Source organism: Paraburkholderia sp. CHISQ3 (genome assembly GCF_030464945.1).
In the GTDB taxonomy this organism is placed as follows: Bacteria; Pseudomonadota; Gammaproteobacteria; order Burkholderiales; family Burkholderiaceae; genus Paraburkholderia; species Paraburkholderia megapolitana.
On record NZ_JALPRG010000011.1, the window covers coordinates 192495 to 209922 of the forward strand.

The 17428-nt window shown below is 60.4% G+C and carries 14 protein-coding genes; 9 read left to right on the forward strand and 5 right to left on the reverse strand.

The genetic code is table 11. The features are described 5' to 3' along the window. The first annotated feature begins 16 nt into the window (after window positions 1-16). The gene (gene mmsB, locus M0D65_RS24835; RefSeq protein ID WP_266254984.1) at window positions 17-913 is read left to right on the forward strand and encodes a 3-hydroxyisobutyrate dehydrogenase; all 897 of its coding nucleotides are present in this window, start codon (window positions 17-19) and stop codon (window positions 911-913) included. Window positions 914-1295: 382 nt separating this feature from the next. Further along, on the forward strand, window positions 1296-2462 hold the full coding sequence (locus tag M0D65_RS24840) for a porin (protein WP_266254985.1): 1167 nt from the start codon (window positions 1296-1298) through the stop codon (window positions 2460-2462). Between the two features lie 124 nt (window positions 2463-2586). Here M0D65_RS24840 and argC read toward each other — a convergent pair whose 3' ends face one another. After that, on the reverse strand, window positions 2587-3513 hold the full coding sequence (argC, locus tag M0D65_RS24845; RefSeq protein ID WP_266254986.1) for an N-acetyl-gamma-glutamyl-phosphate reductase: 927 nt from the start codon (window positions 3511-3513) through the stop codon (window positions 2587-2589). A 124-nt stretch (window positions 3514-3637) separates the two neighbouring features. Between argC and M0D65_RS24850 the strand changes: the two genes are divergently transcribed. The 5 genes from M0D65_RS24850 to M0D65_RS24870 all read left to right on the forward strand — a co-directional run bounded on the left by M0D65_RS24850 (window position 3638) and on the right by M0D65_RS24870 (window position 12132). Then, window positions 3638-4522, forward strand: a complete 885-nt coding sequence (locus tag M0D65_RS24850) for a LysR family transcriptional regulator (RefSeq protein WP_266254987.1) — start codon at window positions 3638-3640, stop codon at window positions 4520-4522. 260 nt (window positions 4523-4782) lie between these two features. Beyond that, window positions 4783-5187 (forward strand): hypothetical protein, encoded by a 405-nt coding sequence (locus tag M0D65_RS24855; RefSeq protein WP_266254988.1) that lies wholly within the window; start codon window positions 4783-4785, stop codon window positions 5185-5187. 217 nt (window positions 5188-5404) lie between these two features. Continuing rightward, window positions 5405-5962 carry a hypothetical protein gene (locus tag M0D65_RS24860; protein WP_266254989.1) on the forward strand — a complete coding sequence of 186 codons (558 nt, stop codon included), beginning with the start codon at window positions 5405-5407 and terminating at the stop codon, window positions 5960-5962. Window positions 5963-6155: 193 nt separating this feature from the next. Then, window positions 6156-7625, forward strand: a complete 1470-nt coding sequence (locus tag M0D65_RS24865) for a hypothetical protein (protein WP_266254990.1) — start codon at window positions 6156-6158, stop codon at window positions 7623-7625. Window positions 7626-8046: 421 nt separating this feature from the next. Continuing rightward, entirely contained in the window at window positions 8047-12132 is a 4086-nt protein-coding gene (locus M0D65_RS24870; RefSeq protein ID WP_266254991.1) for a tetratricopeptide repeat protein, read from the forward strand. Between the two features lie 142 nt (window positions 12133-12274). On the opposite strand, the gene M0D65_RS24875 is transcribed toward M0D65_RS24870, so the two are convergent. The 3 genes from M0D65_RS24875 to M0D65_RS24885 all read right to left on the reverse strand — a co-directional run bounded on the left by M0D65_RS24875 (window position 12275) and on the right by M0D65_RS24885 (window position 15046). Next, window positions 12275-12571 (reverse strand): flagellar protein FliT, encoded by a 297-nt coding sequence (locus M0D65_RS24875; RefSeq protein WP_091017184.1) that lies wholly within the window; start codon window positions 12569-12571, stop codon window positions 12275-12277. Between the two features lie 25 nt (window positions 12572-12596). Beyond that, window positions 12597-14042, reverse strand: a complete 1446-nt coding sequence (gene fliD / locus M0D65_RS24880; RefSeq protein WP_091017187.1) for a flagellar filament capping protein FliD — start codon at window positions 14040-14042, stop codon at window positions 12597-12599. A 185-nt stretch (window positions 14043-14227) separates the two neighbouring features. Then, window positions 14228-15046 carry a flagellin domain-containing protein gene (locus M0D65_RS24885; protein ID WP_091017189.1) on the reverse strand — a complete coding sequence of 273 codons (819 nt, stop codon included), beginning with the start codon at window positions 15044-15046 and terminating at the stop codon, window positions 14228-14230. Between the two features lie 220 nt (window positions 15047-15266). Here M0D65_RS24885 and M0D65_RS24890 point away from each other — a divergent pair, with 220 nt between their 5' ends. Continuing rightward, on the forward strand, window positions 15267-16208 hold the full coding sequence (locus tag M0D65_RS24890; protein ID WP_266254992.1) for an aldo/keto reductase: 942 nt from the start codon (window positions 15267-15269) through the stop codon (window positions 16206-16208). 300 nt (window positions 16209-16508) lie between these two features. Then, window positions 16509-16721 carry a 30S ribosomal protein S21 gene (rpsU, locus tag M0D65_RS24895; RefSeq protein ID WP_006050883.1) on the forward strand — a complete coding sequence of 71 codons (213 nt, stop codon included), beginning with the start codon at window positions 16509-16511 and terminating at the stop codon, window positions 16719-16721. 264 nt (window positions 16722-16985) lie between these two features. Here rpsU and M0D65_RS24900 read toward each other — a convergent pair whose 3' ends face one another. Continuing rightward, window positions 16986-17411 (reverse strand): hypothetical protein, encoded by a 426-nt coding sequence (locus tag M0D65_RS24900; RefSeq protein WP_091017194.1) that lies wholly within the window; start codon window positions 17409-17411, stop codon window positions 16986-16988. Between the last annotated feature and the right edge of the window lie 17 nt (window positions 17412-17428).

The following is a 17428-nucleotide window of genomic DNA, read 5'->3' on the forward strand; positions in this document are numbered from 1 at the left end:
CCAGGGAGACAGCATCATGAAGATCGGTTTCATCGGACTGGGCAACATGGGCGCGCCGATGGCGCACAACCTGCTCAAAGCGGGCCACGCGGTCAACGTGTTCGATCTGAACGCACAGGCTGTGCAGGCGCTCGTCGATGCGGGCGCGAAAGCCGCCGCTTCACCGAAGGCGGCGGTGACCGACGCCGAATGCGTGATCACGATGCTGCCCGCTGCCGCACACGTGCGCAGCGTGCTCACTGCCGCCGACGGCGTGCTGGCCGGCATCGCGAAGGGCGTGACGATCGTCGATTCGAGCACGATCGACCCAGCGAGCGTGAAGGAGTTCGCCGAACTCGCCGCGCAGCAGGGCAACGCGTTTGTCGATGCGCCGGTGTCGGGCGGCACGGGCGGCGCGGCGGCGGGCACGCTGACGTTCATGGTGGGTGGCAGCGCGGCGGTTTATGAGCAGGTCAAGCCGGTGTTGTCGTCGATGGGCAAGAACATCGTTCATTGCGGCGACACCGGGACCGGCCAGGTCGCGAAGATCTGCAACAACCTCGTGCTCGGCATCACGATGGCGGGCGTTGCGGAAGCGATGTCGCTAGGCGAGGCGCTTGGGATCGATCCGAACGTGCTTGGCGGCATCATCAATACGTCGACGGGACGGTGCTGGAGCTCGGATACCTATAACCCGTTTCCGGGGGTGATCGGGACAGCGCCTTCGTCGCGCGGTTATACCGGGGGTTTCGGCACGGATCTGATGTTGAAGGATCTGGGTCTCGCCACCGATGCAGCGAAGCTTGCGCGCCAGCCGGTTTATCTGGGGGCGCTCGCGCAGCAGCTGTATCAGACGATGAGCACCAAGGGGGCGGGGCGGCTCGATTTCTCGGCGGTTATCAAGCTGTATCGGCGCGACGACGACGCGTCGTAAGCGGGTAGGGTGTACTGCATCGGCCGCGGTGGGGCGCTGTATCAGGCGCCTCGCCGCGGTCGTGTTTTCATCGGCCTATCAAATTCGCTCAAGATTTCCCGATTGAATCTTTGCGGAAATACCATTTGACGGTTCTAGCTCACGCGCATTCAGGTTAATCCGATCTGACTTGTATCGAAGTCCCAAATACTGTCAGGGGACAATCCCGCATTGCAATTACGGAATACATCGATTAACCGCAACCCACGGCATTGCGCCCCGTGTTACGTTTTTACGACAGTGAGTTATTTTTTGTTTCGTGAGTTATAGCAGGTGTCTTATCCTCCGGCGCACAGCAACAAGTAAATCAATTCAAAAACTACTCCTGGTCAACGAGACACTAATGAAAAATCGCAAAATCAAGGCAGGCATTATCGCTGTTGGCGCTTTCGCGGCATCCTCGGCAGTAATGGCGCAGTCGTCGGTCACGCTGTACGGCATGCTCGACGCAGGTATTGGCTACACCTCGAACGTCGGTGGTCACAACAAGTTCAGCCTCGATGGCGGCGCCTCGGGTTCGAACAAGTGGGGCATCAAGGGTCAAGAAGACCTTGGCGGCGGCCTCAAGGCAGTCTTCCGGCTCGAAAACGGCTTCAACATTGCTACCGGTGGCATCGGCGGCCAGGGTCCCATTGGCACTTCACGTTCGGAGTTCAACCGCCAGGCTTTCGTAGGCCTCGCTTCGGACCAGTACGGTACGGTGCGTTTGGGTCGCCAGCTCGACGCCGTGACGGAGATGGTTCAGGGCCTAACGGGCGACGCCATTTCGGCCTCGGCATTCTCGACCCCGGGCGACGTCGACAACAACGACAACACGACGAACCAGAACAACGCTGTGAAGTACATTTCGCCGCTCATCAGCGGCTTCCAGGCTGAAGGCGCGTACTCGTTCGGCGGCGTGGCCGGTGCCATGGGTTCGGGTCAATCGTGGTCGGTGGCGGCGGACTACGTTCAAGGTGGTTTGACGGTTGCAGGCGGCTACTTCCGTGCTGCGAACCAGGGTGAGAACGGCTGGGTGAACGCCACGGCACAACCGTCGTTCGGCGGTGCTCTGGGCTATCCGAGTTCGGGTTACAACGGCGGCAATGCGTTCAAGAGCGCGGGCATCGCGCAGATCGCCGGCCAATACGAGGTTGGTCCGTACACGGCTGGCCTGCGTTACTCGAACGCTCAGTACCAGGGCAACAACGGCCAGCCGTCGATCCACTTCAACGTGCTGGGTGCCCTTCTGCAATACCGCGTAAGCCCGGCACTATCGCTGGCTGCCGGGTACACGTATGTGTACGGTTCGGCAGCCACGCCTGATCAAGCCGCCCAGGGTCACACAATGGCTTCGATCAATCAGGCGTCGCTCGGTGCTTCGTACGCGCTGTCGAAGACCACCTCGATTTACGCCATGGGTGCCTACGTCCATGCTCTGGGCGCTCACGCTTCGGCTGCTGACTTCGGCAACACGGCATCGGGCGGTAACCAGGTTCAAGCCAACGTTGGCATGTACCACAGCTTCTAATCGCTGGTTCAGAAGACCGGGGTAGTGGATACATTCACCCCGGCAAAGAAAAGCCTCGCTAGTCAATTGCACCTCAAAGGTTGGACATCGATCCAGCCTTTGAGGTGTTTTTCATGAAGCGCCGTTACCGCGCGAGCATCAGGTTCAGGTTCTGAACCGCAGCGCCGGCCGCGCCTTTGCCGAGATTATCGAAAACTGCCGATAGCAGAACGTGCCCGTGTTCCATGTTGGAAAACACGCTTAAGCGCATGTCGTCGGTACCGTTCAGTACCTGCGGATCCAGCTGCTTTAAAACGGCCGATTCGTGCAGCGGCAAGACATGCACGTGGGCCGCCCCGACATAGTGGTGTGCGAGGCACGCGTGTAACGTGGCAGCGTCTACGTTCGGTGCCAGCAGCCGCACATCCAGAGGTACCGTCAGCACGATGCCCTGGCGATACGCACCATACGAAGGGACGAAGATCGGACGCCGCGCGAGTCCGGCGTGCTGCTGGATCTCAGGGGTGTGCTTGTGCGCGAGCTCCAGACCGTACACCTGGTACGGCAGCGCGTTGACAGCACTCGGCCCCTCGTGTTCTTCCACGGCGGCGCGCCCGCCCCCGGAGTAACCGGACACCGCGTAAATGCTGACCGGGTGGTTCGCTGGAATGAGCCCGGCGTGCAGCAGCGGACGCAGCAGGCCAATGGCACCGGTCGGATAGCAACCTGGATTCGTGACCCGACGTGTGGTCGCAATGCGCTCGGCCTGTCCCGGAGTCATTTCTGGAAAGCCGTATGTCCAGTCCGGCTGCGTGCGATGAGCGGAACTTGCGTCGATCACTCTGACGGCAGGATTAACGATGGCCGCCACCGCTTCGCGCGCGGCGCTATCGGGCAGACAGAGGATGGCGATATCGCAGGCGTTGATGGCTTCGGCGCGACGCCTGGAGTCCTTGCGTTCCGCCGCGGGAAGCGTGACCAGTTCCAGATCGGTCCGGCCGCGAAGCCGTTCGTGAATTTGCAACCCGGTGGTGCCTTGGTCGCCGTCGATGAAAACAACGGGAGAGCTCATGCGCGCAATACTCCGGTGACTGATAACAAGTGGAACGAGCCTGTTATCTTCCGCGCAGCGCTAGAATAGCGAAAGTTGAATTTCATGACCTTGATATTCAGCTTTTCTGAATCGGGAGGTCGACATGCGAGAGATCAGTCTGGACCGCTTGCGCACCCTGGTCGCGATTGTCGACCGCGGTTCATTTGCCGACGCGGCGCGTGCGTTGCATCTGGCGCCACCGACGGTCAGCCTCCACATCGCTGAACTGGAAGAGCGCATCGGGGCTCCGCTCGTGTCGCGCAAGCGTGGACATGTGCGGCCGTCGGCGACAGGCGAGTTGCTGGTCGAGCGCGCGCGTCGGCTGCTGGCCGACGCGGAACAGGCGTTAGACGATGTTCATCGCCAGGTTCAAGGGCTTGTCGGACGCGTTCGGCTCGGAGCGTCGACCGGCGCCATTGCGCATCTTTTGCCGCAAGCGCTTGAAGTGCTGCGGCAGGACCATCCCGCTATCGATATTCAGATCGCGGTGCTTACTTCGCATGAAACGCTAAGCCGGTTGGCCGATGGGACGCTGGATATTGGGCTGGTCGCATTGCCGCAGCCTCCGGTGGCCGGGCTTGTGATAAAGCCCTGGCGGCGCGACCCTGTGATGGCTTTTGTGCCGGCGCATTGGCGGTGTCCGGCTCGCGTTACGCCTGAATGGCTTGCCGCTCAGCCGCTCATTCTTAATGATGCGACTACGCGTCTCTCGCGTTTGACTACAGAATGGTTTGCGAACGGAGGGCATCATCCCGCGCCGCGCATTCAGCTTAATTACAACGATGCGATCAAGAGTCTGGTCGCGGCGGGGTATGGCGCGGCGCTGTTGCCTCATGAGGCTACTACACCGTTGCCCGATAAGCGTGTTGTCATGCGGCCGCTAAGGCCGGCGTTGTGGCGTCGGCTTGGGATTGCGTATCGTGCGGGGTATGTCGAGCGGTCCACGCAGTATGTGCTGGATGCGTTGTGGGATTTGCGGTTGGTGTAGGGGGGCTTGGGTTGGTTTGGTCTTGCGATGGGGTAGTGGTGTGTTGCGTGCCGGGACTAATGAATGGTCGGTCTGTGGATATTTGATAGGCCGGATTGGCTCGATCAGCGATGATGGTCGTTCGGCTTCGCCCGACCAGGAGCGGACGGTCGACATCTCTACAAGATGTCGTCAATAATCGGCAATGGTGAAAGATCGCGACGCGATCTCGCCTTGGCAACTAGAGCCACGATCAACCAATACTGAAGTTCACAAGCGCCATGGCGAAACCTATTTTGGCGGTGCTATTGAAGGGTCCATTTCCGGACGTGTTTTGCTTTGTCAGGGCGTTGCTCCAGCCGCTTGGATTCGAACTTGCGAATCCAGAAAATGGGCGAGTAACCTACTGGAGTGATGCTGGCGAACAAATCACGATACCCCACGATAGAATTAGTGATGAAGCGTCTATCGCAACGGTGAAAAACATTCAGTTTTGGAGCGCCAGCAACGAAGATCTATTTGTGTCTTGGGCCGATACGTCATCGGGATGGTGGTTTTCCTTCCACCTCGATGGCGTTACCCCGGGCCTGAAGGTTAGTTTGACAATTGCACTCTCGAATTCAGTCCTGATCGATCTAAAGCCGCAGTACGAAGATGAGTGCGCCTTCAGGATCGATTTCGACTAACTCTTTAATCGAGGGTTTGGCCGGAACAATGCTCGAGTAGGTCGCCGATGCCTGCCTCCTAATGACCGCATTCTGAAGAAGTAAAGGGCTGTTCCGGGTCGCACTGAGACGTCCGCCGCGAATCAAGGTTTGCGCATGAAAGGGCGTTCGACAACACCATTCGGACCGTCGACAATCAAACGTGTCTTACATCAAAAGAGCATCACGGGGCAATAACATGACAGAAAACGAAGACTACATAGTTGAGTGCATCACCAAGTGGGTGTGGTCAGGGTTCTACGAAGCTGCCCAGATCCGCGAGATGATGGACGACATCCTGGAGCCAGACTGCGAGGTAAGTCGGTTGGAAGCCTTCCTTGAGTCGGAGTTTCAGCGCAAGGTTGTCGCAGAATCGTCCTGGCCGGCGGAGACAGATTGCGATCGCCTCGATCGCGTTTTCCATAGCCTTCACGAGGAAGGAATCTGTGCTTTGTCGAACGCCGGATACACAATGTCAGACGGCGACTCGGACGTAGCAGAAGTAGTGGGAGAGGCTCCGAAGGGCCACTACCACGGATACTGCTTTTACCACGGACAGGATGTTGAGCGGGCCCTGGAAGGGAACGGAGTCATGATTGCTTTTGGCGATTTGGCCAATGATAAGGAACGTAGCTCCGCAGTGGGACATCGAGTTACAGCGCTTCTATCGGCCGCTGGCTTCGAAGTGTCCTGGGATGGATCTGTCGCAAAGCGAATTGACATTCCAGCCTTCGACTGGAAGAGGCGGCACGCGTAGATTCTGACTTCGAACCTCTCGATATGCAAACGCAGATAAGCGAATCAGATTTGCCCGATCCGGATGACACAGCAGCCATTTTCACATTCGCGATGTCATTTAACGGATACGAGCACATCGGCCGGATTGATGCCGGTCGACCACGGGCGCGATGCCTCCAATCTCCAGGAAAAGCCGCCTGAAGAAATCCACGATGAGAAAACATACTGCGGCATTGACCGTTATCGCGCTGCTGAGCGGTTGCAATTCCTATCATCCTGTATCAACCAATCCTCCTTCCCGTTGTGGATCTGATTTCGGGATGCAGGCATGCGGGCCGGTTTCAACGGCAACGATGTATGGAATCAGTAATCCTTCAAGGGTGCTGTTAGCTTCTGCGAGCACGCCCCAAAACGAAGCGGTCTCCGACGGATACAAGGAGATCAGCGCTCGAATCGATGGATGGCGCAAAGAATGTGTAGCCACTATGTCTACGCCCGATCTGGACCCCATCCGCAGCAAGATTGAGATCTTTTACGATCCGTCGTCGTTGGCCTCGTACGCGCACGCATCGCTTGATGCTTTTCCCACGAATGCCGAAGTACCTTTGATCATAAAGTGGAACGAACTCCGCGATGCGTGCATAAAACAGGAGAATGAGATCAATCTAACGTCGTCGAGTCTAACGCCGATAGCGCAATCGATCTTTCTGCAAAGAGCGGCATTCGCAAGCGTAGCCGAAGCGAAGTTGCGCCAGCTTACCGTCGCGCTCTCGCAGCAGAAACTGACGTATGGCGAATTTGCTCAGCGCCGGTACCAGATCAATGGCGCATCGGACGACGCCGCCTTGCAAGTTTCTGCGACGTCTAATACCCGGGATCAAGGCAATCAGATTCTTGCGCAACAGCATATCAAGCAGCAATTCTCGGCCGAGATCGGTACGCTGGACGGCTACCTGCACTCCGTCGACGCGCGTCCGCCTCGTACCGTGCGTCTAGTGGATACAGCCGCATTCGGGTCTCGCGTATCGGAGCGAACATGCGGCGCAAATTGCTCATCGGCAGCCCTCCCGGAGGGATACCTATTCAAGCAGTTGCGCCATGGGTTCACAGTTTCGGTCGGCGGACTTGGCGGAACGACGACGAGACTGGTTGATTTCGATACCGGAACGTTCTCCGTTATCGATTTCGAGTTGAAACCGATTGATGGAAAGGTGCAGTCTACGATCGCTCGTCGTTCGGACATCAGACTTGCGATGGGTGATTTAGCGCAGTTGCGCGCCGTCGCAAACATGATCTGGATATCCGTCGGCTCCAATCCGACAGCACAAGTTGCCTTGGACGGTTTTTGGGGCATCCGTCTGGTCAATGGCAACATCGTTAGATATGAACATGGGTTGGGCAACGTGGGCGGAGCCGGTCGAAGCCTCAATGTGTTGTTGTACGAGATCGAGGAAAGGCAACTCGCGCACGTCATGTTTGAGGACAGGCGCATGTACCAGCTGTGGTCGTGCTACCCCTATCCGTTGGGCGGCCACGCGGGCCTTCCCACGTCGTATATTCGAACATCGGGATACTCCTGGTCGGATCCAGATGACGTGCCTCCCGTTTTTCCAATTCCTGCATCTGACCCGTTGCTGTTTCGTTTTGACGTTTCGAAGATTCGATTGACGTGCGCCAGTTGAAATCCGAGATTCGCGCGTGTGACCGTCCGTTTGCGGAAAATCTGCAGATATTTCCGGGACGATCAGCGATAGTAGCGCGCGACCGACTCATCGCGTGAAGTGTCGGCCGCCCGGACTTTTGCACGAACTGTGACAGCGGTTTCTCACTTACCCGGCCCAGTTCGCACTTTCCGCGACCTCCGACACCTCATCGCGCCCGCCGAAAATACCCCCAAAACCGGCCCTTGTTCCCTCGATTGACAAACCACCGCAAACGCTAAGCTGCTGTCATCGCACAGTGCGGCTTTGCGTCCGCGGCGCGCACAGTTCAACCGAGAGAAGGGTGGATTCGCTTCATGGCTACCGTCAGTAACCAGAATCCGGCGTCCGGCGCATTGTCCCGGCGCGCCGACAATCGACGCAATCCGCAGAAATCCGGCGAGTGAACACGACCGGCTCTCCTGGCGTCGAGCTTCTACCCACGCCGATCGAAGCAGGCCTCGCGCACCAGCACGCGGGCCGTTTTGCCGAGGCTTCGGCGATCTATCGACAGATCCTGCAGGCGCAGCCCGATCACGCCGACGCGCTGCATCTGCTGGGCCTGATCGCGTATCACGAGGGCCGGCTAGAAGAAGCCGTCAACTTGATCATGCGTGCGCTCGCCGTCGGCCCGAGCGCGATCTTCTACAGCAATCTCGGCAACGCACTCGGTCGCATGGGCCATCACGCGGCGGCGACGGAAAGCTACCGGCAGGCGCTCGTACTGCAACCCGACTACGTTCACGCGCACAACAATCTCGGCAACATGCAGCGCGAGCTGCGTCAGTACGATGCCGCGGTGCAGAGCTTTCGCACGGTGATCGCGCTGCAACCGGGCTACGCGCAGGCTTATAACAATCTCGCCAATGCGCTCGTGGACCTCGGCGATCTGGAAGGCGCAATCGATCACTATCGCAAGACGATCGAACTGCAGCCCGATCTGATGGAGCCATATAGCAACCTGTTGTTCATCTTGAGCTATCGCGAGGCCACGTCGCCCGCCGATTATCTGACTCAGGCGTTGCGCTTCGGCGAGCAGGCGACGACACTCGCACAACCGTTCACCGACTGGCCCGCCGACGATCGCACGCCCCATCGCGCGCCATCGCGGCCGCTACGCGTAGGCTTCGTTTCCGGCGACCTGAAGACGCACCCAGTCGGGTTCTTTCTCGAAAGCATCCTGGCGCATCTCGATCCACAACGGATCGAAGCGATTGCGTACCCGACGCGTCACGTCGAAGACGAGCTGACCGCGCGCATCAAGCCGCGCTTCGCAGCGTGGACACCGCTCGCGGGACTGACCGACGAGGCAGCCGCGCGCCGCATCCGCGACGATCGCATCGACATCCTGGTCGACCTGGCGGGGCACACGGTCCACAACCGGCTGCCGGTGTTCGCATGGCGGCCCGCGCCGGTGCAGGTGAGCTGGCTCGGTTATTTCGCGAGCACGGGTCTGCACTCGATCGACTACGTGCTCGCCGACCGCCACGTCGTACCCACCGACGAGGAACAGCAGTTCGTCGAGCGCGTATGGCGCCTGCCGGACAGCTACCTGTGCTTCACGCCGCCCACCGAAGCAGTCGATGTGAGCACGCTGCCCATGCTCGCGCATGGCGCGATCACATTCGGTTGCTTCAACCATCTGATGAAGATGAACGACACAGTGGTGTCGGCATGGGCGCGGATTCTCAACGCAGTGCCGGGGTCGCGCCTCTTCCTGAAGGCGAAGCAACTCGACGATGAGTTCGCGCGGCGCGCGACGCTGCAGCGTTTCGCGGCGCTTGGCATCGACGGTGCGCGTTTGATTCTGGAAGGCCGCTCGCCGCGTAACGAGTATCTTGCCGCGTACAACCGCGTCGACATCGCACTGAGCCCGTTTCCTTATCCGGGCGGTACGGTGAGCGTCGAAGGTCTCTGGATGGGCGTGCCGGTGCTGTGCTGTCGCGGCGACCGGTTCCTCGGACATCTGTGCGAAAGCCTGCTGCAGTCGGCGGGTCTCGCCGACTGGATCGCCACCGACACCGATGACTACGTCGCGAAGGCCGTCGCATTCGCCGCGGATCAAAAGCACCTCGCCGCATTACGCGCGGGCTTACGGACGCAGATACTCACCTCGCCGTTATGCGATGCTCCGCGCTTTGCGAAGCACCTCGAAGCGGCGTTCGCAGGCATGTACCGTCAACGCGCGGATTCGACACCGTCGCGTCGCGTACCGGACGCGCAGACGATCCAGCGCCTGCTCGAAGAAGCGCTTGCACATCACCAGGCGAACCGGTTTGCAGAGGCCCATGCGCGCTATCAACGCATCCTTGCCGTGCTGCCGAAACACGCGGACGCGTTGCACTTCTCCGGGCTGCTCGCGTGCCAGATCGGCGAATCCGCAGCGGGTATCGCGTTGATGCGCGAATCGATCGCAGCGAATCCGAATGCGATCTACTACAACAACCTCGGCAACATGCTGAAGGACAGTGGCGCGTTGTCCGATGCGATCGACTGCTACCGTCGCGCCGTCGCGCTGAAAGGCGACTACGCCGAAGCGCACAACAACCTCGGCAATGCGTTGCGCGAGTCGGGTGATGCGGCCGGATCGATGGAAAGCTGCGCGCAGGCGATTGCGTTGCGACCCGGTTATGCCGAGGCGTACAACAATCTCGGCAACGCGCTGAAGGATCTGCAGCAACTGGACGCGGCTGCGCTGAGCTACGGCAAGGCAATCGATGCGCGACCCGGTTTCGCGGAGGCGCATAACAACCTCGGCAACGTGTTGAAGCAGCAGGGGCATCTCGATGCGGCGATCGAATGTTATCGCGCGAGCATCGCGGCGGCACCGACCCTGGTCGTTGCACATAACAACCTCGGCATCGCACTGACGGAGCGCGGCGCCTATCGCGAGGCGATCGCGTCTTTCACGACGGTCGCAACACTAACGCCCGACCGTGCCGACGCGCACAACACACTCGGCAACGCGTTGAATGGACAGGGTCGTCTCGAGGAAGCCGTGGCGGCATACGAACGCGCGATTGCGGTTGCGCCCGATTTCGCGGACGCATATCACAACCTCGCAAACGCGTTAAACCGCATGGGCCGCGCGCAGCAGGCGCTGACAATGAGTCGCAAAGCCTTATCGCTGAGGGACGATGTTCCTTCGTTTCACAACAATCTCGGCATGATCCTCGCCGACCTGAACGACTTCGATGCGGCCGTCGATAGTTACCGCAGAGCGCTTGCACTCGATCCGGACTACGCCGAGTCGCATACCTGCGTGCTGTTCGGTCAGTCGTATACGACCGGTTGGTCGCCGCAGGCGCATCTGCGGGATGCGCGCTATTTCGGCGAGCGTATGAGCGCGCGTGCGAGGCCTTTCGTGCACCAACGCGCTCCACGTAGTAGCGCGCTCGCTGCGCGGCCGTTGCGTATCGGATTCGTTTCCGCAGATCTGCGCAAGCACCCGGTCGGTTACTTCGTCGAAAGCGTGTTGACGCATCTCGACCGTACTCGCATCGAACCGATCGCGTATTCGAATGCGCTGCTGCACGACGAACTGACGGAGCGTTTGCGCCCGCGTTTCGCAGCGTGGCGCCACATCGTCGATCAAAGCGACGAAACGGTCGCTCAACGGATTCACGACGATCGCATCGATATCCTCGTCGATCTGTCCGGACACACCGGACGCAACCGGCTGCCGGTGTTCGCATGGAAGCCGGCCCCTGTGCAGGTGAGCTGGCTCGGTTACTTCGCGACGACCGGCATTGCCGAGATCGACTACGTACTCGGCGACCGGCACGTGTTGCCGACGAACGAGGAAGGGCACTTCGTCGAGCAACTCTGGCGCCTGCCCGACAGCTACCTGTGCTTCACGCTACCCGAACGCGAGATCGACATCGGGCCGCTGCCGGCGCTCGCACGCGGCGCCGTCACGTTCGGCAACCTGAACAACCAGAAGAAACTCAACGACGGTGTGATCGCTGTGTGGTCGCGCATCCTGCAAGCGTTGCCAGAGTCGCGTCTACTGTTGAAGAACCATCAACTGAACGAACCGTGGACCCAGCGCGCGACGCTCGAACGTTTCGCTGCGCACGGTATCGCGGCGGAACGTCTGGTACTCGAAGGGCCGTCGCCGCGCGATCAGTACTTCGCGACGTTCAATCGCGTGGACCTCGCGCTCGATCCATTTCCGTACCCTGGTGGCACGACGAGTGTCGAAGGACTGTGGATGGGCGTGCCGGTGCTGAGTCGTCGCGGCGATCGCTTCCTGTCGCATCTCGGCGAGACGGTGTTGCACACAGTGGGACTGTCCGACTGGATCGCCACCGACGATGACGACTACGTCGCGAAAGCCATCGCGTTCGCGCAGGATCTGCCGTGGCTTGTCGCATTGCGTGCAGGGTTGCGCGCGCAGGTGCTGCAATCGCCGCTATGCGACGCACCGCGTTTCGCGAGGCAGCTCGAAGCGGCTTTCAGGGAGATGTGGCTTCGCCGCGTTGCCTGAAGCACTCGCCGCGTACGACAACGCAAAAAATGAGAGGCAAAAAAAAGCCGCATCGCTGCGGCATCGAGGGTTACTTGAATACCCCGCATTCGACTAGTGCGGTGTTCGGTCACTGCGTGTGACTCGATGTGACTGGATATAACTAGAGCTGTCCGGTAGCCTGGTAGAAACTCACCGCTTCTACCCGACGCATCGAAGCATGCATATCGCTCATCAGCGCGTCTCGGCCACGCTGCGCAATGCGCTCGATCTCCGCATCGATGTCCTGGATCGCGCGAATCGTCGCGAGGGCTTCCGGCGTTTGTTCGGCGGTTAGCGACATCAGCAGCGGCGAGCGCGTATCGGCGAGTTCCGCCGCATACAGCCAGTCGCCTTCCGTGGCCGCGGCGTTCATCGCCTGGCTTAGTTCGTATGCACGCGACAACGATTCGTGTGACATGCTGCGTTCCCCCGTAGATTGCCGCTTACGACGTCTTGTTCAGCGTACCGGCCGCACCGTTGCCGCCGAACAGCTGGTTCAGATACTGCGTGTTGTTCTGCATCGTCGCCATCAAGTTGTTCAGCGCGGTGAACTGCGCGTTGTACTGGGCGCTCAGCGTGCTCGAATAAGTCTGCAGTGCTGTGGCCTGCGAAGACAGGCTCGTCAGATCGGAGTTGATCGAAGCGGTGCGCTGGTCGATCGTGCCGCTCGTCTGCACATATGTGTTGGCGAAATTGTTGAGCTGCACGCCCATACCATTGGTCGTGTTGAAGAGCGCCGCCACGGTACCCGGGTTCGCCGTCAGCGCAGTCTGCAGCGCGGCCGAATCAGTCACGATGGTGCCGTCGTCCTGCAGGTTCAGTCCGATCGAAGAAAGACTGAACGTGCCGCTCCCGGTGGTGACCCCGCCGCTGATGATCGACGCAAGTCCGTTCGTAATCGAGTTCAACATCGCGTCGCCGAGCAGCGGGCCTGCTTGCGTCCCCGACGCCGCCGTCGAGCTGTACGAAGACAGCGACGCTGCCGTGGTCACGTAGTTGTTGTACGCCGTGACGAAGCTGGTGATCGCGGTGGTTTGCGCGGTGGTGCTCGTCGCAACCGTCAGTGTCTGCTGCGTGTTGACGGCGGCGGCAGTCAGGTTGATCGTCACGCCGGGCAGCACGTTGCTGATCGAATTGGTCGGGCTCGTCACCTGCGCACCGTCGATCGTCAGGCTCGCGTCTTGCGCCTTCTGCAGCTCCGTCATGTTCGACGTGTTGAGCGCGCTGTTCAGGCCCGAGCTGGCGGTCATCGAAATCGTGTTGGCCGCGCCGGTCGAATTCGACATGAGTACGAGATGCTGGCCGTCGGTCGCATTGACGACGGTCGCGGTGATGCCGGGGTTGTTCGACGATGCGTTGATCGCGGCGGCGATGCCGGTGATCGAGTTGTCGGTCGAGTCGACGTTGACCGTCATCGAGCCGCTCGTGCCCAGCGACAGCGTCAGCGTACCGGTGCCCACGCTCGTCGAACTCGTGAAGGCCGACGATGAATATTTGTCCGCGGTCGCAATCGCGCTGACGTTGACGTTGTAGCTGCCGGCGTTCACGCCGGTGGTCGCCGTCGTCGCCGTGATGCCGTTGCCGCTCGCGGTAGCCGAGAACGCAGCCAGCGATGTGCCGTCGGCAAGACCGCTCACCGCCGTCTCCAGCGCCGACAGCGCTGACTTGAGCTGACCGATCGCGGTGAGCTGGGTGTTGTCGAGTGTCTGCTTGTTGGTGATCGTCGCGTTTTGCGCGGCGGTCTTCGAGGTGACGAGCGCCGAGACGAGCGAATTGACGTCGAGCGTCGATTTCGTCGAGCCGCTGATAATGGACTGTGCCGCCTGCGCAAGCAGATTGCTTACGTCGGTGGGACTGGTTCCTGTCGTCGAGGACGTCGTCGAGCTCATGTCGGATGCTCCATTCGTGGCTGCGACATCGGGTCTTTACCCGATGACAAACGCGTACCGGGAGGCATGCCTCCCGGCGGTGTTGCCGATGCTTTAAAACTGCGTGTGAACTGCGGTGATGCAAGTGAGGCAATGGCTCCGGCGGCACGGCATCATACTGCGACGCCGTGTCCATCGGTTAATCCTTACTGGAGCAGCTTCAGCACTTGTTGCGGCAGCGAGTTCGCCTGAGCCAGCACCGAGATACCGGCTTGTTGCAGCACTTGCGCCTTGCTCAGGTTGGCCGTTTCCGCTGCGAAGTCAGCGTCGGTGATCTGCGATTTCGCGGCGCTCAGGTTCGTCGACGTCGTTTGCGTGTTGGTGATGGCCGATGAGAACGTGTTTTGCGTTGCGCCGAGCGTTGCCTGGAAGTTGTTGACCGATGCGAGCGCGGCGTCGATTGCCGTGATCGCAGCCTGTGCACCCGAGGTCGTCGAGATGTCGAGACCCGACACGCCGAGACCGGCCGTGTTCCACACCGTCGTGCCGAAGCTTGCCGTCACGGTCTGGTTCGCGTTCGCGCCGATCTGGAACTGCACGTTGCCCAGACCGCCGAGCACGGCCTGACCGTTGAACGTCGTTTGCGATTCGACGCGGTTGATTTCCGTCAGACGCGTAGAGACTTCGGTCTGCAGGTTCGCCTGAGCGGCGGTGCCGAGCGAGCCGTCACCCGATTCGGTGGCGAGCTGACGGATACGCTGCAGGTTGTCGACGGTCGAGGAGATCGCGCCAGCGGCGGTCTGCACCATCGAGATGCCGTTGTTCGCGTTCGCCACGCCTTGATTCAGCGCGTTGATCGCGGCGGTTTGGCTCGTGGCGATCGCGAGACCGGCTGCATCGTCGGCTGCACTGTTGATGCGCTTGCCCGACGACAGGCGGTTGATGGCTTGCGACAACGCACTTTGTGAGCCGGACAGATTCGTTTGAGTCTGCAGCGAAAGAATGTTCGTGTTGATATTCAGCATTTTTTCCCTCGTTTGGAAAACGCCTCGGATATAGGCTGGTTCAGTTTCGGCGTAGCGCTTCTGACGAGCGGCGCTGCCCGCCTTTCCTGGTTGTCGGCGCATCGGCGAGAAAACTTTAGGGGCGTAGCCGCGCGAGGCGGCACGGGGCGTGCTCACTGCGAAGGTGGAGGCGGGAGCGTATTCTCGATGGCGCCCCGCACATCGCGCTCTTGGAGGTGTTATGCAGAAACGCTTTATTGGCAATTCTTCGGTGGAAGTGGCGCCGCTCGTGTTCGGCGGCAATGTGTTCGGCTGGACCGTGGACGAAGCGACTTCGTTTTCGATTCTCGACGCGTTCGCCGATGCGGGCCTCGACTTCATCGATACCGCCGACGTCTATTCCGCATGGGTTCCCGGCAACCAGGGCGGGGAGTCCGAAACGATCATCGGCAAGTGGTTCAAGCGCAGCGGCAAGCGCGATCAGATCGTCGTTGCGACCAAGGTGGGCAAGCTGGAGCGGCGCAAGGGCCTCTCCGCGAACAACATCCAGGCCGCCGTCGAAGACTCGCTGCGTCGCCTGCAAACCGATTACATCGACGTCTATTTCTCGCACTACGATCTGGCCGATACGCCGCTCGCGGAAACGCTGGGGGCGTATCAACGGTTGATCGAAGCGGGCAAGGTGCGGCTGATCGGCGCATCGAACTACAGTGGCGCGCGCGTCACGGAAGCGCTCGATGTGGCCCGGGCGGATGGTTTGCCGCGTTATCAGCTGTTGCAGCCCGCATACAACCTGTATGATCGGGGCCCCTACGAGCAGGACCTCGAGCCGGTCGCGACGGCGGAACGCTTGGGCGTCGTGCCGTATTACAGCCTTGCAAGCGGCTTTCTGTCGGGCAAGTACCGCTCGCGGGCCGATCTGGCGAAGAGCGCTCGCGGTAGCCGCGTGGAGCCTTATCTCGACGAGCGGGGGTTGCGCATCCTGGCGGCGCTCGACGAAGTGGCCGGTCGCCACGACGTGACGCCCGCAACGGTAGCGCTGGCATGGCTGATTGCGCGGCCCAGCATAACGGCGCCGATTGCCAGCGCGACCTCGCTCGAGCAGCTGAAAAGCCTTGTGGCAGCGGTACACCTCGCCCTTTCGGACGACGACATTGGTACGTTGAATGACGCAAGTGCCTGAGCGGTATCGCTAAAAGGGTGGTCTGCCGGCTGCTTTCCTGATATGATCGAGAGTGAATTGAGATTTTTGCCGTTTTGACGTCGTTTCCGGCGCCAAGGCGGCGATCAGACGCGGGGCTGCAACATGCGTCTGCCCGTGTTAAGCGGTGAACTCCCCACCTCTCTTTTCCGGCCTCCGCGGCCGCTTTGCCTCTCGTTTCATCCGTGGTTCATCCATGAATTGAAGCGCCCGGAGGGCCGGCGCGTGAGCGGCTTACCGCCACGCAGTTAACCGTATCAAGCGATTTGAGTTAGGAATTACATGACGACGATTCTTCTGAAAGAAAACGAGCCGTTCGAAGTGGCGATCCGCCGCTTTCGTCGCGCTATCGAAAAAAATGGCCTGATCGCCGAACTGCGTGAACGCCAATCGTACGAAAAGCCGACCACGGCTCGTAAGCGCAAGAAGGCTGCAGCTGTGAAGCGCCTGCACAAGCGCCTGCGCAGCCAGATGCTGCCGAAAAAGCTGCACTAAGCACGCTTTTACGGATGGCCTGACGGCGGGGGGGGGTGGGAAGAAACCCCCCCCCCCGGTGTTTGGTGGGAAAGTTCCCCCCAGTCTGGGCGGGTCGTTCCCGCCAGCCCCCCCCCCCCCCCCCCCCCTTGTGCCCCAAAAACAGAAAAAAACCCTTTCTTTTTGGGGGGGGGGGGGGGGGGGGGCCCCCCCCCCCCCCCCCCCCCCCGCCGTTTTTCGTCTGTAACAGTGATTGGGCGGGCAGCAGCGTGAGGTTGAAAGCGTTTAAGCAGCGTGCTTAATGCATTCCGCGGACAAACCGAACTGGCGCGCAATCGACCCCAGCCGTTCATCCCATTCCCAGCGGGCAAAGACGTCGTGAACGTTCTGCAGGCAACTGAGCAGTTCGACGGTGAGCGGATCGTAGATGTTGATGCGTGCGCGTAGCAGCGCTTTCTTCAGGGCGAGAACGCCCACGTCCATATACGCGGGCACATCGACCGGCGGCTTGCCGATGTAGCGCACCGGAATACCTTCCATCGCGCTCATGTAGTCGCGCGGCTTGATAAAACTGCCAACCGGACAGCCCCCGCAATAGCCCCGATAGGCGCCGCCGCCCCGCGGAAGAAGAGCGGTACGGCCCTGGCCGAAAAGATGGCTCACAGCCTGGTCGAATATCTCCTGATGGCTCAGGAAGTCTGGATTCTTCAAGGTGTTTCTCCTCTGCG

Coding starts and splice junctions, on each gene's coding strand:
- M0D65_RS24875 (WP_091017184.1), bottom strand. CDS start 12,571: ATGTCACACGAATCGTTGTCGCGTGCATACGAACTAAGCCAGGCGATG.
- M0D65_RS24885 (WP_091017189.1), bottom strand. CDS start 15,046: ATGCTGAATATCAACACGAACATTCTTTCGCTGCAGACTCAAACGAAT.
- fliD (WP_091017187.1), bottom strand. CDS start 14,042: ATGAGCTCGACGACGTCCTCGACGACAGGAACCAGTCCCACCGACGTA.
- rpsU (WP_006050883.1), top strand. CDS start 16,509: ATGACGACGATTCTTCTGAAAGAAAACGAGCCGTTCGAAGTGGCGATC.
- M0D65_RS24840 (WP_266254985.1), top strand. CDS start 1,296: ATGAAAAATCGCAAAATCAAGGCAGGCATTATCGCTGTTGGCGCTTTC.
- argC (WP_266254986.1), bottom strand. CDS start 3,513: ATGAGCTCTCCCGTTGTTTTCATCGACGGCGACCAAGGCACCACCGGG.
- M0D65_RS24850 (WP_266254987.1), top strand. CDS start 3,638: ATGCGAGAGATCAGTCTGGACCGCTTGCGCACCCTGGTCGCGATTGTC.
- mmsB (WP_266254984.1), top strand. CDS start 17: ATGAAGATCGGTTTCATCGGACTGGGCAACATGGGCGCGCCGATGGCG.
- M0D65_RS24855 (WP_266254988.1), top strand. CDS start 4,783: ATGGCGAAACCTATTTTGGCGGTGCTATTGAAGGGTCCATTTCCGGAC.
- M0D65_RS24860 (WP_266254989.1), top strand. CDS start 5,405: ATGACAGAAAACGAAGACTACATAGTTGAGTGCATCACCAAGTGGGTG.
- M0D65_RS24865 (WP_266254990.1), top strand. CDS start 6,156: ATGAGAAAACATACTGCGGCATTGACCGTTATCGCGCTGCTGAGCGGT.
- M0D65_RS24890 (WP_266254992.1), top strand. CDS start 15,267: ATGCAGAAACGCTTTATTGGCAATTCTTCGGTGGAAGTGGCGCCGCTC.